Below are 15809 nucleotides of genomic sequence, written 5' to 3'. Positions count from 1 at the left end.
TACGCACGCCGATTTCCCCGCGGCGGTGAGCCTCGCCTTTGGGGCCTTCGGGTGACGGGGTCGAGCTGACCGGGGCACACTCGGGGCCATGGCTGACTACACCGCAGAACGGCCCTGGACCCCCATCCACGGCGAGCCCTACCGCTCCGTTCCGTACCGCCCCGAGCGCATGCCCGCGTCCCAGTCCCTGTCCCGGTCCGCCGAGTTGCGCGAGCGGATGCGGGAGCGCCGCACCGTGCGGCAGTTCGCGCCGGACCCCGTGCCCGCGCAGGTCGTGCGGGACGCCGTCGCGTGCGCGGCGACCGCGCCGTCCGGCGCGCACCAGCAGCCGTGGACCTTCGTCCTCGTCCAGGACCCGGAGGTACGCCGCCGAATCCGCGAGGCCGCCGAGCACGAGGAGCAGGTCTCGTACGACGGGCGGCTCGGCGAGGAGTGGCTCGCGGCCCTGCGCCCGCTCGGCACGGACGAGGTGAAGCCGCATCTGACGGACGCGCCCGCGCTGATCGTCGTCTTCCAGCAGCGCTACTGGCTGGGCGATGACGGCACCAAGCGCAAGCACTACTACGTCGACGAGTCGGTGGGCATCGCGGTGGGGATGCTCCTTTCCGCGCTGCATCTGTCGGGCCTCGCCGCGCTGATCCACACGCCGAGCCCGATGCGGTTCCTGTCGCAGGTGCTGGGCAGGCCGGAGAACGAGAAGGCGTTCGCGGTGATCCCGGTGGGCTATCCGGCGCCGGACTGCCAGGTCCCCGACCTCGTGCGCAAGTCCCTCGATCAGGTGCTCGTGGAGGTCTGAGCGGAGACCAACTGGCTCTCCAGGGAGGGGTAGTCGGTGTACCCCTCGGCGCCGTGGGTGTAGAGGTGCCGCGCGTCGATCTCCTGGAGCGGCGCGCCCACCGCGAACCGCTCCGGCAGGTCGGGGTTGGAGATGAAGGCACGGCCGTACGAGACGAGGTCCGCGAGGCCTTCGGCGAGGACCGCCTCCCCGGCCTCCCGTGTGGTCGGGTCGCCGTTCTCGCCGACGTTGCCGATGAGGGTGCCGTGCCAGTGGGGGCGCAGGTCGGCGAGGGCCGGGTAGCTGTCGTTGTCGGTGAGGTGGAGGTAGGCCAGGCCCAGGCCGTCGATCGCGTCGAGCAGCGCGCGGTAGACGGGGCCGGGGTCCGCCTCCGCCATGCCGAACTGCGGGTTGCCCGGCGAGAGGCGCAGGCCCAGGCGCTCGGCGCCGATGGCGTCGGCGGCGGCGCGTACGACCTCCACGGCGAAGCGGATGCGGTCGGCGATGGTGTTGCGGCCGTACGCGTCGTCACGGAGGTTGGAGTTGTCCGCGAGGAACTGGTGGATCAAGTAGCTGTTGGCGCCGTGCAGTTCGACGCCGTCGAAGCCCGCCGCGATGGCGTTGCGGGCGGCGTCGGCGAAGTCACGGACCGCCGTGTGGATCTCGTCGACGCTCATCTCGCGCGGGGTGGCCGGGTCGGCCTTGCCGCCGTCGCGCACATGGACGCGGCTCGGGTCGACGAGCACGGCGGACGGAGCCGCGGGAACGTCCTCGTCGATCCGGGACAGCGGGTGCCCGTGTCTGCCGCCGTGCATCAACTGGGCGTAGATGCGGCCTCCCGCGGCGTGCACGGCCTCGGTGACCCGCCGCCACCCCTCGATGTGCGCGGCGGTCTGAAGGCCGGGGAAGCGCCAGCCGCTCTGGCCCCGGCTGCTGGGCCAGATGCCCTCGGTGACGATGAGGCCGGCGCTCGCACGCTGGGCGTAGTGGTCGGCGACGACCGGCAGCGGGGTGCCGTCCTCGGTGGCGCGGTGGCGGCTCATGGGGGCCATGACGATGCGATTGGGCAGACGCAGGCCGTGAGCGGTGGGGGCGGAATACGGTGTGAGGAGCTTGGTGTTCGTCATGCCGGAACGGTAGAAGCTGACACCGGTGTCAGATTCAAGTGCGGAAGTACGTCGAGTGCGGAGGTACGCGTGACATGAGGATCGGCGAGCTGGCGAAGCGTACCGCTGTGAGCGAGCGGTCCCTGCGCTACTACGAGAAGCAGGGCCTGCTGCACGCGGACCGCACACCGGGCGGCCACCGCGACTACCCGGAGTCCGCGGTCGACCGGGTCGTCCACATCCAGGAGCTGTTCGCGGCGGGCCTGTGCAGCGCGAAGATCGTGCAGCTGCTGCCCTGCATGCGGGACCAGGACGGCGGCCCGTCGGAGAAGGCGACGCCCTGGCTGGTGGAGGAGCTCTCGGTGGAGCGGGCGCGGATCGACGGCATGGTCGAGGAGTTGCTGCGAGCCAGAGACGTGCTCGACGAGGTGATCACCGCGGCGGGGAAGAGCAACGCGTGACCCCTTGAAGTTTACCTAACCCCTTAAAACGCGTTGACTGGTTAGGTCGACGCGTGCTCTACTCACCTCCAAGGCAACCATCAACACGCGTTTGAGGGGTTAGAGATGAGCAACAGGACCCACCACCGCTCCATCACCGTCCGGGGCCACGAGATCGCCTACCGCGAGGCCGGCCGCGCCGACGCCCCCGTCCTCCTCCTGCTGCACGGCTTCCCCTCCAGCTCGCACATGTTCCGCGACCTCATTCCGCTCCTGGCCCACCGCTACCGCGTCATCGCCCCCGATCACCTCGGCTTCGGCCGCTCCGCCACCCCGTTGGCACAGGACTTCACGTACTCCTTCGCCGAACTCGCCGACCTCACCGCGGAGTTCACCGAGCAACTGGGCCTGACGCGTTTCGCGCTCTACATCCAGGACTACGGCGCACCCATCGGCCTGCGCCTGGCCCTCGCGCACCCCGAGCGCGTCACCGCCATCGTCACGCAGAACGGCAACGCGTACGAGGAGGGCCTCGGCACCGAGGCCTGGGCACCCGTCCTCGCGTACATCGCGGACCCGAACGAGAAGACCGCCGCGCCCGTACGGGAGATCCGCTCCCTCGAAGGCATCAAGTGGCAGTACACGCACGGTGTTGCGGACCCGACCCTCGTCAGCCCGGACGCCTGGCTGCACGACGCGGCGCTGATGGCCCGCGAGGGCCAGGACGAGATCCAGCTCTCCCTGATCGGCGACTACGGCAGCAACATCGAGCTGTACCCCGCGTTCCAGGAGTACTTCCGCACCTCCCAGGTCCCGCTGCTCGCCACCTGGGGCGCCCACGACGAGATCTTCGTGCGGGGCGGCGCCCTCGCCTTCCTCCGCGATCTGCCGGAGGCCGAGGTGCACCTGCTGCCCGCCGGCCACTTCGCCCTGGAGACCCACGCGGCGCAGATCGCCGGACTGATCGACGACTTCCTGACCCGGCGCCTCGACGCACCGGCGCGGTGAGACAGCACCGCCCCCGACCGGGGTGGGGCCCAGGTCGGGGGCGGGGTTCTAGGGGGCGTCGAGGCCCCTGGGGGGCGTCAGCCCATGTGCGGGTACGCGTACTCCGTCGGCGGGACCAGCGTCTCCTTGATGGCGCGGGTCAGCGTCCAGCGCTGCAGGTTCTGCGGGGCGCCGGCCTTGTCGTTGGTGCCGGACGCGCGGCCGCCGCCGAAGGGCTGCTGGCCGACGACGGCGCCGGTCGACTTGTCGTTGATGTAGAAGTTGCCCGCGGCGTAGCGGAGCTTCTCCATCGTGTACGCGGCCGCGGCGCGGTCACCCGCGATGACCGAGCCGGTGAGGGCGTAGTCCGAGGCCGACTCCATCTGGGTCAGCATCTCCTCGTACTTGTCGTCCTCGTAGACGTGGATGGCCAGGAACGGGCCGAAGTACTCGGTCGTGAAGACCTCGTTGGCCGGGTCCGAGCACTCGACGACCGTCGGACGGACGAAGTAGCCCACCGAGTCGTCGTACGTGCCGCCCGCGACGATCGTGCAGGTCGGGTCGGCCGCGGCGCGGTCGATGGCCGCCTTGTTCTTGGCGAACGCGCGCTCGTCGATGACGGCACCGATGAAGTTCGACAGATCGGTGACGTCACCCATCTTGATGCCGTCGACCTCGGCCGCGAACTCCTCCTTGAAGCCGTCGTTCCAGATCGAGGCGGGAACGTACGCACGCGACGAGGCGCTGCACTTCTGGCCCTGGAACTCGAAGGAGCCGCGGGTCAGCGCGGTCTTCAGGATGGCGCGGTCCGCGGACGGGTGCGCGACGACGAAGTCCTTGCCGCCGGTCTCGCCGACGAGACGCGGGTACGTGCGGTAGTTGGCGATGTTCTCGCCGACCGTCTTCCACAGGTGCTGGAAGGTCGGGGTCGAGCCGGTGAAGTGGATGCCCGCCAGGTCGCGGTGGGTCAGGGCCACCTCGGAGACGGCGATGCCGTCGCCGGTCACCAGGTTGATGACGCCCTTGGGCAGACCGGCCTCTTCCAGGAGCTGCATGAGCAGCACGGCGGCGTGCGTCTGCGTCGGGGACGGCTTCCACACGACCACGTTGCCCATGAGGGCCGGGGCGGTGGGGAGGTTGCCCGCGATGGCGGTGAAGTTGAAGGGGGTGATCGCGTAGACGAAGCCCTCGAGCGGGCGGTGGTCCAGGCGGTTCCAGACGCCGGTCGCGTTCGCCGGGGGCTGCTCGGCGAGCAGGTCACGGGCGTACTTGACGTTGAAGCGCCAGAAGTCGATGAGCTCACAGGGCGTGTCGATCTCGGCCTGCTGGGCGGTCTTCGACTGGCCGAGCATCGTCGAGGCGGCGAGCGTCTCGCGCCACGTCGTGGAGAGCAGCTCGGCGGCGCGCAGGATGATCGCGGCGCGGTCGTCGAAGGACATCGCGCGCCAGGCCGGTGCGGCGGCGAGCGCGGCGTCGATCGCGTCCTGGGCGTCCTGCTGCGTGGCGCCGCGGCCGGTGCCGATGACGGCCTGGTGGTTGTGCGGCTGCACGACCTTGAAGGGCTCACCGCCACCGAGGCGCTTGACGCCGCCGATGGTCATCGGCAGCTCGATGGGGTTCTCGGAGAGCTCCTTGAGCTTGGTCTCGAGGCGGGCACGCTCCGGGGAACCGGGGGCGTAGCCGTGCACCGGCTCGTTGACCGGCGCGGGGACCTGGGTGACGGCGTCCATGAGTTCCGTACTCCTTACGGGGGGTCGGGGGAAGTCGGGAGAGGAGCGCTCAGCCCTTGGTGAGGATGGAGCGGGCGAAGAAGAGCAGGTTGGCCGGCTTCTCCGCGAGGCGGCGCATGAAGTATCCGTACCAGTCGGTGCCGTAGGCGGTGTACACGCGCATCCGGTGGCCCTCGGCCGCGAGCCGCAGGTGCTCGTCGCTGCGGATGCCGTACAGCATCTGGAACTCGTACTCGTCCAGTTTGCGCCCGGCACGGCGGCCGAGCTCCTGGGCGATGGAGATCAGACGCGGGTCGTGGGACCCGATCATCGGGTACCCGTCGCCCTCCATGAGGATGCGCATGATCCGCACGTACGCCTTGTCGATCTCGGCCTTGTCCTGGTGCGCGACCTCGGCGGGCTCCTTGTAGGCGCCCTTCACGATGCGTACGCGGCTGCCGGCGGCGGCCAGGCGGCGGGCGTCGTCCTCGGTGCGGAAGAGGTAGGACTGGATGACGCAGCCGGTCTGCGGGAAGTCCTTCCGCAGCTCCTCGTGGATGGCAAACATCGAGTCGAGGGTCGTGTGGTCCTCGGCGTCCAGGGTGACCGTGGTGCCGATGGCGGCGGCGGCCTCGACGACCGGACGGACGTTGGCGAGGGCGAGCTCGTGGCCGCCTTCGAGCGCCTGGCCGAACATGGACAGCTTCACGGACATCTCGGCCTTGGTGCCGAGGCCGAGGTCCTTGAGACGCTCGACCAGCTCCAGGTAGGCGTCGCGCGCGGCGGCGGCCTGCTCGGGCGTGGTGATGTCCTCGCCGACGACGTCGAGGGTGACCTCGAGGCCCTTGTCGGCGGCGTCCGTGATGATCGGCACGACCTGGTCCACGGTCTCGCCGGCGATGAAGCGGCTCACGACCTGCTTGGTGCCCGGGGCCGCAGAGACGAAGCGGCGCATCTGGTCGCTGCGCGACGCGGCGAGGATCACGGGACCCAGCACGGGCACCTCCACGGAGAGTAGAAACAGGGCCGTACCTGGATAGGCGTAACGAAGCGGTACGGCACGGAGAACCACCGTGAAACTTAAGGATCCCTCCGATCCGGGGCCATCGACACCTGTCACGCATCCGTGCCCTGGATCTCAGACATCTGTCTGAAGGCGGGGGCGAACTACGTCAGAATGGACAGCGTGAAAGGCGATTACCAGGAACTGGTCGACGAGATCTCAGCCCTGCTCGGCGCGCCCGCGACGCTGGAGAACCGCGATTTCGAGCTGATCGCCTTCGGCGCGCACGACAGCGGCGGCGACAGCGACTTCGACGCGGCGGCGCTCGACCCGGTGCGCACCCGCTCGATCCTCACGCGCCGCTCGACTGCGGGGGTCCGCACCTGGTTCGAGAGCTTCGGCATCACCCGCGCCACGGCCCCGGTCCGCATCCCGCCCACTCCGGAGGCGGGCGTCCACCGCGGGCGGATCTGCCTTCCCGTACGGCATCGGGGGTTCGCCCTGGGATACGTATGGCTGCTCGACGACGATCCCGGGCCCACGGACGCCCAGCTGACCGCCGCCATGGAGGTCGCCGCCCGCATCGGCGCGCTGCTGGCCGACGAGGTGCAGGCGGGCGCCGATCTGACCCGGGAGTTCCGGGCCGTCCTGACCGCCGAGCGCGGCTGGCAGCGCGACATGGCCGTGGCCGACCTGCGCACGGCGCTCGGCCCGCGCGGCGAGGGCCTGCACGCGGTGGTGTGCGTGGCCCCGTGGCCCTCCGCCGACCCGGACTCCGCCCCCTCGGTCCGTACGGTGCAGGGGGCGACCGCCCTGTGCACGGTCCCCTGGGGCGCGGCGGGCCAGAGCCTCGCGGTCCTGGTCCGGCTGCGCTCGGCGGACGTACCGACCCCGGCGGTGTCGGCGGCCACCCGGCTCCTGGAGACGGCGAAGGGCGCGGCGGCGGGCATCGCGAACGCCCGGCACGGCCTGGACGAGCTGGGCGCTGCCTGGTGGGAGGCGTCGACGGCGGCCCGCGCGGCCCGCGCCGAACCCCGCTTCGCCCCCGTGGCCCAGTGGTCGCAGGTGGGCCCCTACCGCCTGCTGACCTCCCTGCCCGCGGAGGCGGCACAGGACCCGGCGGCCCGCGCCCTGCTCTCCCCCGCCCACCGCGAACTCGCCCGCACCGCCGAGGTGTTCCTGGACTGCGCGGGCCAAGCGGGGCGCGCGGCGGCGGAGTTGGGCATCCACCGCCAGACGCTCTACTACCGCCTCTCCCGCGTGGAGCAGCTCACGACCCTGGACCTGGACGACGGCGAGGACCGCCTGCTCCTGCACATGGTCCTGAAGGCGTCACGACTGTAAGAGCACGGCTACAGGCGGCTTCTGACGTGACCATGGCCGGGTAGCGTCTCGCCTTGATCACGCAGGCACCACTCCACAGGGAGAACGAACACCCCATGCGATTCACGTTGTTGGCACCTGCCGTCGCCGCCGCGGCCCTCGTCGGCACCACCCTCGCGGGCGGCGTCGCCGTGGCGCAGACGCCCACGGCGCCGGTGGCCGCCGCCGCGCCAAGCTGTGGCAACGGCCTGACGAACGTGCCGGCCAAGGAGAGCGTCAAGATCCGCTCGACGCCGAAGCTGAACGGCACGGCCGTCGGCCTGTGGGCCAAGGGCCAGAAGGGCTTCATCTGCAACGACGGCAAGTCGATCAAGGGCCAGAAGTACACGCTCTGCGGCAAGACGAGCACCGAGTGGCTCTACGGCATCACGAACAGCACGAACAAGAAGGGATACGTCCCTCGCGCCTGCATGAAGTGGTAGCCAAGGACATCTCAGCAGCATGAGAGGAGCGGTGCGGGCGGCTCACCAGCCACCCGCACCGCTCCTTTCGTCCCTCTCCCCGGACCTCCGCCTCACTCCTGGGACATGCGCCCCATGACCCGCCGCATCCCCTCGGTCAACTGCTCCGCCGTGGTGGCCGATTGAGGGTCGAAGAGCCACTGCACCATCAGGCCGTTGAGCAGCGTCGTGTGGAAGCGGCCTTCGGTCTCCACCACGTCGTCGGGGAGGTCGCTCTCCGCGATTCCGGTGAAGGCCGCGGCGAGCCCGCTGCGGCCCTCCCGTTGTGCCTTGACCAACAGGTCACGTACTCCGGCAAGGCGCTCTCCCTGGGTGATGACCTCGAAGGTCAGCATCCAGATGGAGCGGGACTGGGGGAAGTCGCGCAGGACGTTCGCCCAGACCTGCTCGAAGCGCTCCAGCGAGCCGCCCTTCGCCTCGCTCTCTGTGGCGGGAGCGTCGTCGAAGCCGTCACCGGCCTTCTCCACCAGGGCGACGAACGCCTCCACGAGGAGCGCGTCCTTGGACCCGTAGTGGTAGCCGATCGATGCCAGATTCGTGCCCGACTCCTTCACGAGATCGCGGGCCGTCGTCCTCACGAAGCCCTTGGTCAGCAGGCAGCGCTTGGCGCCTTCGAGCAGATCCTCACGGTGTCCCATGCGCGCCAGCGTACCGCCCGTCCATACACCCGTACCAGACGACTGTTTTATACAGACGTACTAGACAGATGTTTATGACGCTCGTACAGTCCTCGGCATGACGAACTCGACGCACGACCAAGCGAATTCGGCGGTCCCCGAGCGCGCGGGCCGCAAGGAGTGGACCGCTCTCGCCGTCCTGATGCTGCCGCTGCTCCTGGTCTCGATGGACGTCTCGGTCCTCTACTTCGCGGTACCGGCGATCAGCGCCGACCTGGAGCCGAGCGGCACCCAGCAGCTGTGGATCTTCGACATCTACGCGTTCGTCCTCGCGGGACTGCTCATGACGATGGGATCGCTCGGCGACCGCATCGGCCGCCGCAAGCTGCTCATGTTCGGGGCGCTCGCCTTCGGCGCGGCTTCCCTGACCGCCGCCTACGCGGGCAGCGCCGAGCTGCTCATCGCGGCCCGCGCGGTCCTCGGCATCGGCGGCGCGACCCTGATGCCGTCCACGATGGCCCTCGTCCGCACGATGTTCCGCGACGCCGGGCAGCGCGCGAAGGCGATCGGCATCTGGTCGGGCGTGATGGTGGCCGGGGTCGCGCTCGGCTCGGTGATGAGCGGCATCCTCGTCGAGCACTTCTGGTGGGGCTCGGTCTTCCTGGTCAACCTGCCCGCGATGGTGATGCTCCTGGTCCTCGCGCCGGTCCTCATCCCCGAGTCCAAGGACCCGCAGCCGGGCCGCTTCGACCTGCTGAGCGTGCCCCTGTCCATGGCCGCCGTACTCCCTGTCGTCTACGGCCTCAAGGAGATCGCCGCCGAGGGCTTCGAGCCCGCGTACGGCGCTTCGCTCGCCGTCGGTCTCGTCTTCGCCGCCCTCTTCGTCCGCCGCCAGCGCACCACGGAGTCGCCGCTGATCTCCCCCGCGCTGTTCCGTGGCCGCGGCTTCGCCCCGGCCGTCCTCCTGAACCTCATCGCCTCGCTGGCGATGATGGGCTCGGCCTACTTCACCACGCAGTACCTGCAGTCCGTCCTCGGCAAGAGCGCCATGGAAGCCGCCCTGTGGGCCCTGCTCCCCTCGGCCCTCATCGGCTTCGCCGCACCGGTCGCCACGGCCATGGTGCAGCGCGGGGTGAACCGCGCCCACGTCGTCTCGTCCGGCTTCGTCGTCTCGGCGTGCGGATTCGGCCTGCTGACCCTGACCGGCACGGACTCGATCTGGACGGTCCTCACGGCGGCCGGGCTCCTCGCGTGCGGCGCCGTGATCGTCGGCTCTCAACTCACCGATCTGGCCCTGGGTTCGGCCCCGGCGGAGAAGGCGGGCTCCGCCTCGTCGCTCCTGGAGACGGGCCAGGAGTTCGGCGGCGCGCTCGGCATGGCACTGCTCGGCTCGGTCGGCAACGCGGTCTACCGGGACGAGATCCCGGACGCGGCCCCGTCCGAGGCCCACGAGACACTGGGCGGCGCGCTCGCGGTGGCGCGGGAACTGCCGGACAAGGCGGCTTCCGCCCTGATCGACACGGCCCGGGAGGCGTTCACGAGCGGCATGCAGGTGGCGGCGCTCAGCGGGGCGGCGATACTGCTGATCGCGGCGGCTCTGGCGGCAACGACACTGCGCCGGATCAAGCCGGCGGAGGCTGCCGAGCCGGAGAAGGCCCTGGTCTGAGACCGCACGACAAAAACGCCGGACGGGCTGGAGATATCCAGCCCGTCCGGCGTTTGAGGACGAACTCGGCGGAGCCGGTGATGAACCGGCAGCCGAAGCTTCGGGGCTCCTAGTCGGTCAGGTTCACCGCGCGAGCGGACTCCGCACCGATCTCCTCGGCCAGCTCGTTCAGCACCGCCTGCGGCACGGTGTCGTCCACCGTCAGGACGGCAAGGGCCTCGCCGCCGACGTCGGCGCGAGCGACCTGCATGCCGCCGATGTTGATGCCCGCCTCGCCGAGGACGCGGCCGACGGTGCCGACGACACCGGGACGGTCCGCGTACCGCAGGACGACCATGTGCTCGGCGAGCGCCAGGTCCACGTCGTACCCGCCGATGGCGACGATCTTCTGCAGGTGCTTCGGGCCGGCCAGCGTGCCGGAGACCGAGATCTCCTCGCCGCCGGTGAGCGTGCCGCGCACCGTCACGACGTTCCGGTGGTCCGGGGACTCCGAGCTCGTGGTGAGACGGACCTCGACGCCACGCTCCTGGGCGAAGAGAGGCGCGTTCACGTAGCTCACGGTCTCGTCGACGACGTCCTCGAACACGCCCTTGAGCGCGGACAGTTCGAGCACCTTCACGTCGTGCTGGGTGATCTCGCCGTACACCTCGACGTCGAGGCGGGCCGCCACCTCGCTCGCGAGGGCGGTGAAGATGCGGCCGAGCTTCTCGGCGAGCGGCAGACCGGGACGCACGTCCTCGGCGATGACGCCGCCCTGGACGTTCACCGCGTCCGGGACCAGCTCGCCCGCGAGCGCGAGGCGCACGGACTTGGCGACGGCGATACCGGCCTTCTCCTGCGCCTCGTCCGTCGAGGCACCGAGGTGCGGCGTGCAGACGACCTGGTCGAACTGGAAGAGCGGGGAGTCCGTGCAGGGCTCCTTCGCGTACACGTCCAGACCGGCGCCCGCGACGCGGCCCTCCTTGAGCGCCGAGTACAGCGCCTCCTCGTCGACGATCCCGCCGCGCGCGGCGTTCACGATGCGGACGGCGGGCTTGACCTTGTGCAGGGCCTCGTCGCCGATCAGACCGACCGTCTCGGGGGTCTTGGGCAGGTGCACGGTGATGAAGTCCGAGACCTCGAGCAGCTCGTCGAGCGTGAGGACCTTGACGCCCATCTGCGCGGCACGCGCGGGCTGTACGTACGGGTCGTACGCGACGACCTTCATGCCGAAGGCGCTCATGCGCTGGGCGACGAGAGCACCGATGCGGCCGAGGCCGACGACACCGAGGGTCTTCTCGGCGAGCTCGACGCCCGTGTACTTCGAGCGCTTCCACTCACCGGCCTTGAGCGCCTGGCTGCCCTGGGGGATGTTGCGGGCGGTGGCGATGAGCAGGCCACAGGCGAGCTCGGCCGCGGTGACGATGTTCGAGGTGGGTGCGTTCACCACCATCACGCCGGCCTTCGTGGCGGCGGACACGTCCACGTTGTCCAGGCCCACGCCCGCGCGGGCGACGACCTTCAGTTTCTTGGCGGCCGCGATGGCCTCGGCGTCGACCTTGGTCGCGGAGCGGACCAGAATCGCGTCGACGTCGGCGATGGCGGGCAGCAGCTCGGCGCGGTCCGCGCCGTTGCACTGCCGGATCTCGAAGTCCGGGCCCAAGGCGTCGACAGTGGCGGGCGACAGCTCTTCAGCGATGAGTACGACCGGTTTGCCGTTGGCAGCAGTGCTCACGTGAGTCCTCACAAGTCCAATGCGGACGGCCGTCCCGACGGCCGCATGCGGTGTCGCTTAGCCGCGTGGAAGACGCACGACGCTGTGGGCCCGACGCGAATATTGAAAGCAGTCTAGTGGCGCGGCGCAGGTCGTCTTACGCCTCCGCGGAAGGATCACTCGTCCGTGGCTGGACGAGGTGGACAACGCCGGAGGGAGAGCGCCCCCTCCGGCGTTTCCGGGGTGCGTCAGGCCTCTTCGTCGACCCAGGACATGAGCTTGCGGAGCTCCTTGCCGGTGGTCTCCAGGAGGTGCTCGGAGTCCGCGGTCTTGTACTCGTTGTACTTCTTCAGACCGCCGTGGTACTCGTCCATCCACTGCTTGGCGAACGTGCCGTCCTGGATCTCGCCCAGGACCTTCTTCATCTCGGCCTTGGTGGCGTCCGTGATGATGCGCGGGCCGGTGACGTAGTCGCCCCACTCGGCGGTCTCGGAGATCGACCAGCGCATCTTCTCCAGGCCGCCCTCGTACATGAGGTCGACGATCAGCTTCAGCTCGTGGAGGCACTCGAAGTACGCGATCTCCGGCTGGTAGCCGGCCTCGGTCAGCGTCTCGAAGCCCGCCTTGACCAGCGCCGCGGTGCCACCGCAGAGCACGGCCTGCTCGCCGAACAGGTCGGTCTCGGTCTCCTCGGTGAAGGTCGTCTTGATGACGCCCGCACGCGTGCCGCCGATGCCCTTGGCGTACGAGAGAGCCAGCGCGAAGCCGTTGCCGGTCGCGTCCTGCTCGACGGCCGCGATACACGGAACGCCGCGGCCCTCCTCGTACTGACGGCGGACCAGGTGGCCCGGACCCTTCGGGGCGACCATGCAGACGTCGACGCCCTCGGGGGCCTTGATGAAGCCGAAGCGGATGTTCAGGCCGTGGCCGAAGAACAGCGCGTCGCCGTCCTTGAGGTTGTCCTTGATGGACTCCTCGTAGACCTGGGCCTGGATCGGGTCCGGGACCAGGATCATGATGACGTCGGCCTCGGCGGCGGCCTCCGAGGGAGTCACCACGCGCAGGCCCTGCTCCTCGGCCTTGGCCTTGGACTTGGAGCCCTCGTGCAGACCGACGCGGACGTCGACACCCGAGTCACGGAGCGACAGCGCGTGGGCGTGGCCCTGGCTGCCGTATCCGATGACCGCGACCTTGCGGCCCTGGATGATGGACAGGTCGGCGTCGTCGTCGTAGAACAGCTCGGCCACTGGAAATCTCCTATGTGTGCTGGTGTTGCGACCCACCGTACGGCGGGCGGGGGGAAGAAAGTTTTCAGGTCTCGCCATACGGGCGGGACCGACGGCTCGTGCGGCTGGTTCAGGCCGAGCGGTCGAGCGCCCGCAGGCTGCGGTCCGTGATGGAGCGGGAGCCGCGGCCGATGGCGATGGTGCCGGACTGGACGAGTTCCTTGATGCCGAAGGGTTCCAGCATCTTGAGCATCGCCTCCAGCTTGTCGCTGGATCCGGTGGCCTCGATGGTGACCGCCTCGGGTGAGACGTCCACGGTCTTGGCGCGGAACAGCTGGACGATCTCGACGATCTGGGAGCGCGTCTCGTTGTCGGCGCGGACCTTGGCGAGGACCAGTTCGCGCGCCACGGCGCCGGCCGGCTCCAGTTCGACGATCTTCAGGACGTTGACGAGCTTGTTGAGCTGCTTGGTGACCTGTTCGAGCGGCAGGTCCTCGACGTTCACGACGATGGTGATGCGTGAGATGTCGGGGTGCTCGGTGACGCCCACGGCCAGGGAGTCGATGTTGAAGCCGCGGCGGGAGAACAGGGCGGTGATCCGTGCGAGGACACCGGGCTTGTTCTCGACCAGGACGGAGAGCGTGTGCTTGGTGGACATGACTCTTGAGTCTCTCTTTCGCTCTCGGTCTCAGTCGTCTTCGTTGTCGCCGAAGTCGGGGCGGACCCCGCGGGCGGCCATGACCTCGTCGTTCGAGGTGCCTGCGGCGACCATCGGCCAGACCTGGGCGTCCTCGTGGACGATGAAGTCGACCACGACGGGGCGGTCGTTGATGGCGTTGGCCTCGGCGATGACCTTGTCGAGGTCCTCGGGGCGCTCGCAGCGCAGCGCCACGCAGCCCATCGCCTCCGACAGCTTCACGAAGTCCGGGACGCGGGTGCCCTTGTTGGGGCCGATGTCCTCGGGACCGCTGTGCAGCACGGTGTTGGAGTAGCGCTGGTTGTAGAACAGCGTCTGCCACTGGCGGACCATGCCGAGGGCGCCGTTGTTGATGATGGCGACCTTGATCGGGATGTTGTTCAGGGCGCAGGTGGTCAGTTCCTGATTGGTCATCTGGAAGCAGCCGTCGCCGTCGATCGCCCAGACCGTGCGGTCGGGCGCTCCGGCCTTGGCACCCATCGCGGCCGGGACCGCGTACCCCATCGTTCCCGCGCCGCCGGAGTTGAGCCAGGTGGCGGGCTTCTCGTACTGGATGAAGTGGGCGGCCCACATCTGGTGCTGGCCGACGCCCGCCGCGAAGATCGTGCCCTCCGGGGCGAGCTGGCCGACGCGCTCGATGACGTGCTGCGGGGAGAGCGAGCCGTCCTCGGGCTGGGTGTAGCCGAGGGGGTAGGTGTCGCGCCAGCGGCTGAGGTCGGCCCACCATGCGGTGTAGTCGCCCTGCGCCCCGGCGGTGTGCTCGGCCTGGACCGCCTGGATCAGGTCGGCGATGACCTCGCGGGCGTCGCCGACGATCGGCACGTCGGCGGCGCGGTTCTTGCCGATCTCGGCCGGGTCGATGTCGGCGTGGACGATCTTCGCGAAGGGCGCGAAGCTGTCCAGCTTGCCGGTGACGCGGTCGTCGAAGCGGGCTCCGAGGGCGACGATCAGGTCAGCCTTCTGCAGCGCGGTGACGGCGGTGACCGCACCGTGCATGCCCGGCATTCCCACGTGCAGCGGGTGGCTGTCGGGGAATGCGCCGAGCGCCATCAGTGTGGTGGTGACGGGCGCTCCGGTGAGTTCGGCGAGGACCTTCAGCTCGGCGGTGGCCTGGGCCTTCAGGACGCCGCCGCCGACGTAGAGGACGGGCCGCTTGGCGGCGGTGATCAGCTTGGCGGCCTCGCGGATCTGCTTGGCGTGCGGCTTGGTCACCGGGCGGTAGCCGGGCAGGTCCTGGGTGGGCGGCCACTGGAAGGTGGTCTGCGCCTGGAGCGCGTCCTTGGCGATGTCGACCAGGACCGGTCCGGGGCGGCCCGTGGAGGCGATGTGGAAGGCCTCCGCGATCGTCGCCGGGATGTCCTCCGCCTTGGTGACCAGGAAGTTGTGCTTGGTGATCGGCATCGTGATGCCGACGATGTCCGCCTCCTGGAAGGCGTCCGTGCCGATCGCCTTGGAGGCCACCTGGCCGGTGATCGCGACCAGCGGGACGGAGTCCATGTGGGCGTCGGCGATCGGGGTGACGAGGTTGGTGGCACCGGGGCCGCTCGTCGCCATGCACACCCCGACCTTGCCGGTGGCCTGCGCGTAACCGGTGGCGGCGTGACCCGCGCCCTGCTCGTGACGGACCAGGACGTGGCGGACGCGGGTGGAGTCCATCATCGGGTCGTACGCGGGAAGGATGGCACCGCCGGGAATGCCGAATACCGTGTCGGCCCCGACTTCCTCGAGAGAACGAATGAGGGACTTGGCACCCGTGACGTGCTCGACGGGGGCGGACTGTCCTGAGGATCGGGGCCGCGGCTGCGGATGGTGGGCCCCGGTGGCCTGCTCGGTCATCGGCATTCTCTTCTCGAAGCTGAGGGTTTTTGCGGGGTGTTTGCGGGGATTTGGCAGGTGCCTGTGCAACAAAAAACCCCTCGTGCCGTGAGGCAAGCGAGGGGAGCGCGTCGGAGCGGGTGCAGGGATTCCGGTGTTCCGAACCGGTGGGTCCCAGCTTCAGCCGACGCGCTTTCCAAGTACGAGAATTCGGGTGCGCATGGCATTGAC

Annotated in this window: 14 protein-coding genes; 6 read left to right on the top strand and 8 right to left on the bottom strand. The window is 69.6% G+C overall.

The features are described 5' to 3' along the window. Positions 1-88 precede the first annotated feature (88 nt). Entirely contained in the window at positions 89-796 is a 708-nt protein-coding gene (locus AB0M70_RS28045; RefSeq protein ID WP_365823977.1) for a nitroreductase family protein, read from the top strand. Here AB0M70_RS28045 and AB0M70_RS28040 read toward each other — a convergent pair. Continuing rightward, positions 775-1902: an alkene reductase gene (locus AB0M70_RS28040; RefSeq protein ID WP_365823975.1), complete on the bottom strand. Its 1128-nt coding sequence runs from the start codon at positions 1900-1902 to the stop codon at positions 775-777. The two genes, AB0M70_RS28045 and AB0M70_RS28040, sit on opposite strands and share 22 nt — an antisense overlap. A 74-nt stretch (positions 1903-1976) precedes the next feature. Between AB0M70_RS28040 and AB0M70_RS28035 the strand changes: the two genes are divergently transcribed. Together AB0M70_RS28035 and AB0M70_RS28030 are read left to right on the top strand one after the other, a co-directional pair. Continuing rightward, positions 1977-2342, top strand: coding sequence for a MerR family transcriptional regulator (locus AB0M70_RS28035; protein ID WP_365823973.1), 366 nt, complete (start codon positions 1977-1979; stop codon positions 2340-2342). A gap of 105 nt (positions 2343-2447) precedes the next feature. Next, entirely contained in the window at positions 2448-3329 is an 882-nt protein-coding gene (locus tag AB0M70_RS28030) for an alpha/beta hydrolase (protein WP_365823971.1), read from the top strand. Positions 3330-3406: 77 nt separating this feature from the next. Here the strand turns inward: AB0M70_RS28030 and pruA are convergent, their stop codons facing one another. Both pruA and AB0M70_RS28020 read right to left on the bottom strand, forming a co-directional pair. Next, positions 3407-5038, bottom strand: coding sequence for an L-glutamate gamma-semialdehyde dehydrogenase (pruA, locus tag AB0M70_RS28025; RefSeq protein WP_365823969.1), 1632 nt, complete (start codon positions 5036-5038; stop codon positions 3407-3409). A 49-nt stretch (positions 5039-5087) separates the two neighbouring features. Continuing rightward, entirely contained in the window at positions 5088-6014 is a 927-nt protein-coding gene (locus AB0M70_RS28020) for a proline dehydrogenase family protein (protein ID WP_365823967.1), read from the bottom strand. Positions 6015-6194: 180 nt separating this feature from the next. On the opposite strand from AB0M70_RS28020, the gene AB0M70_RS28015 reads away from it, so the two are divergent. Beyond that, positions 6195-7364: a helix-turn-helix domain-containing protein gene (locus AB0M70_RS28015; protein WP_365823965.1), complete on the top strand. Its 1170-nt coding sequence runs from the start codon at positions 6195-6197 to the stop codon at positions 7362-7364. Positions 7365-7459: 95 nt separating this feature from the next. Beyond that, positions 7460-7825 carry a hypothetical protein gene (locus AB0M70_RS28010; RefSeq protein WP_365823963.1) on the top strand — a complete coding sequence of 122 codons (366 nt, stop codon included), beginning with the start codon at positions 7460-7462 and terminating at the stop codon, positions 7823-7825. Positions 7826-7917: 92 nt separating this feature from the next. Here AB0M70_RS28010 and AB0M70_RS28005 read toward each other — a convergent pair whose 3' ends face one another. Next, positions 7918-8502, bottom strand: a complete 585-nt coding sequence (locus AB0M70_RS28005) for a TetR/AcrR family transcriptional regulator (RefSeq protein ID WP_365823961.1) — start codon at positions 8500-8502, stop codon at positions 7918-7920. A 97-nt stretch (positions 8503-8599) separates the two neighbouring features. Between AB0M70_RS28005 and AB0M70_RS28000 the strand changes: the two genes are divergently transcribed. Next, complete coding sequence (locus AB0M70_RS28000) at positions 8600-10147, top strand: MFS transporter (RefSeq protein ID WP_365823959.1); 1548 nt, start codon at positions 8600-8602, stop codon at positions 10145-10147. Between the two features lie 109 nt (positions 10148-10256). Here AB0M70_RS28000 and serA read toward each other — a convergent pair whose 3' ends face one another. The 4 genes from serA to AB0M70_RS27980 all read right to left on the bottom strand — a co-directional run bounded on the left by serA (position 10257) and on the right by AB0M70_RS27980 (position 15599). Further along, positions 10257-11861, bottom strand: coding sequence for a phosphoglycerate dehydrogenase (gene serA, locus AB0M70_RS27995; protein WP_365823957.1), 1605 nt, complete (start codon positions 11859-11861; stop codon positions 10257-10259). 227 nt (positions 11862-12088) lie between these two features. Continuing rightward, positions 12089-13087, bottom strand: a complete 999-nt coding sequence (ilvC, locus tag AB0M70_RS27990) for a ketol-acid reductoisomerase (protein WP_363212455.1) — start codon at positions 13085-13087, stop codon at positions 12089-12091. A gap of 109 nt (positions 13088-13196) precedes the next feature. After that, positions 13197-13724 carry an acetolactate synthase small subunit gene (ilvN, locus tag AB0M70_RS27985; protein WP_160507374.1) on the bottom strand — a complete coding sequence of 176 codons (528 nt, stop codon included), beginning with the start codon at positions 13722-13724 and terminating at the stop codon, positions 13197-13199. A gap of 30 nt (positions 13725-13754) precedes the next feature. Then, a complete protein-coding gene (locus AB0M70_RS27980) occupies positions 13755-15599 on the bottom strand; it encodes an acetolactate synthase large subunit (protein WP_365823954.1) in 1845 nt (614 codons plus the stop codon). Positions 15600-15809: the final 210 nt, after the last annotated feature.

The organism is Streptomyces sp. NPDC051214 (assembly GCF_040682375.1).
Lineage (GTDB): Bacteria > Actinomycetota > Actinomycetes > Streptomycetales > Streptomycetaceae > Streptomyces.
The sequence above is the reverse complement of the archived record's forward strand: the minus strand, read 5'-3'. Positions and strand labels throughout refer to the sequence as shown.

Bases quoted from the DNA above. Each gene is read 5' to 3' on its own strand.
- AB0M70_RS28035 (WP_365823973.1), top strand. From the start codon at position 1,977: ATGAGGATCGGCGAGCTGGCGAAGCGTACCGCTGTGAGCGAGCGGTCC.
- AB0M70_RS27980 (WP_365823954.1), bottom strand. From the start codon at position 15,599: ATGACCGAGCAGGCCACCGGGGCCCACCATCCGCAGCCGCGGCCCCGA.
- AB0M70_RS28005 (WP_365823961.1), bottom strand. From the start codon at position 8,502: ATGGGACACCGTGAGGATCTGCTCGAAGGCGCCAAGCGCTGCCTGCTG.
- AB0M70_RS28045 (WP_365823977.1), top strand. From the start codon at position 89: ATGGCTGACTACACCGCAGAACGGCCCTGGACCCCCATCCACGGCGAG.
- AB0M70_RS28040 (WP_365823975.1), bottom strand. From the start codon at position 1,902: ATGACGAACACCAAGCTCCTCACACCGTATTCCGCCCCCACCGCTCAC.
- ilvN (WP_160507374.1), bottom strand. From the start codon at position 13,724: ATGTCCACCAAGCACACGCTCTCCGTCCTGGTCGAGAACAAGCCCGGT.
- pruA (WP_365823969.1), bottom strand. From the start codon at position 5,038: ATGGACGCCGTCACCCAGGTCCCCGCGCCGGTCAACGAGCCGGTGCAC.
- AB0M70_RS28030 (WP_365823971.1), top strand. From the start codon at position 2,448: ATGAGCAACAGGACCCACCACCGCTCCATCACCGTCCGGGGCCACGAG.
- AB0M70_RS28010 (WP_365823963.1), top strand. From the start codon at position 7,460: ATGCGATTCACGTTGTTGGCACCTGCCGTCGCCGCCGCGGCCCTCGTC.
- AB0M70_RS28015 (WP_365823965.1), top strand. From the start codon at position 6,195: ATGGACAGCGTGAAAGGCGATTACCAGGAACTGGTCGACGAGATCTCA.
- AB0M70_RS28000 (WP_365823959.1), top strand. From the start codon at position 8,600: ATGACGAACTCGACGCACGACCAAGCGAATTCGGCGGTCCCCGAGCGC.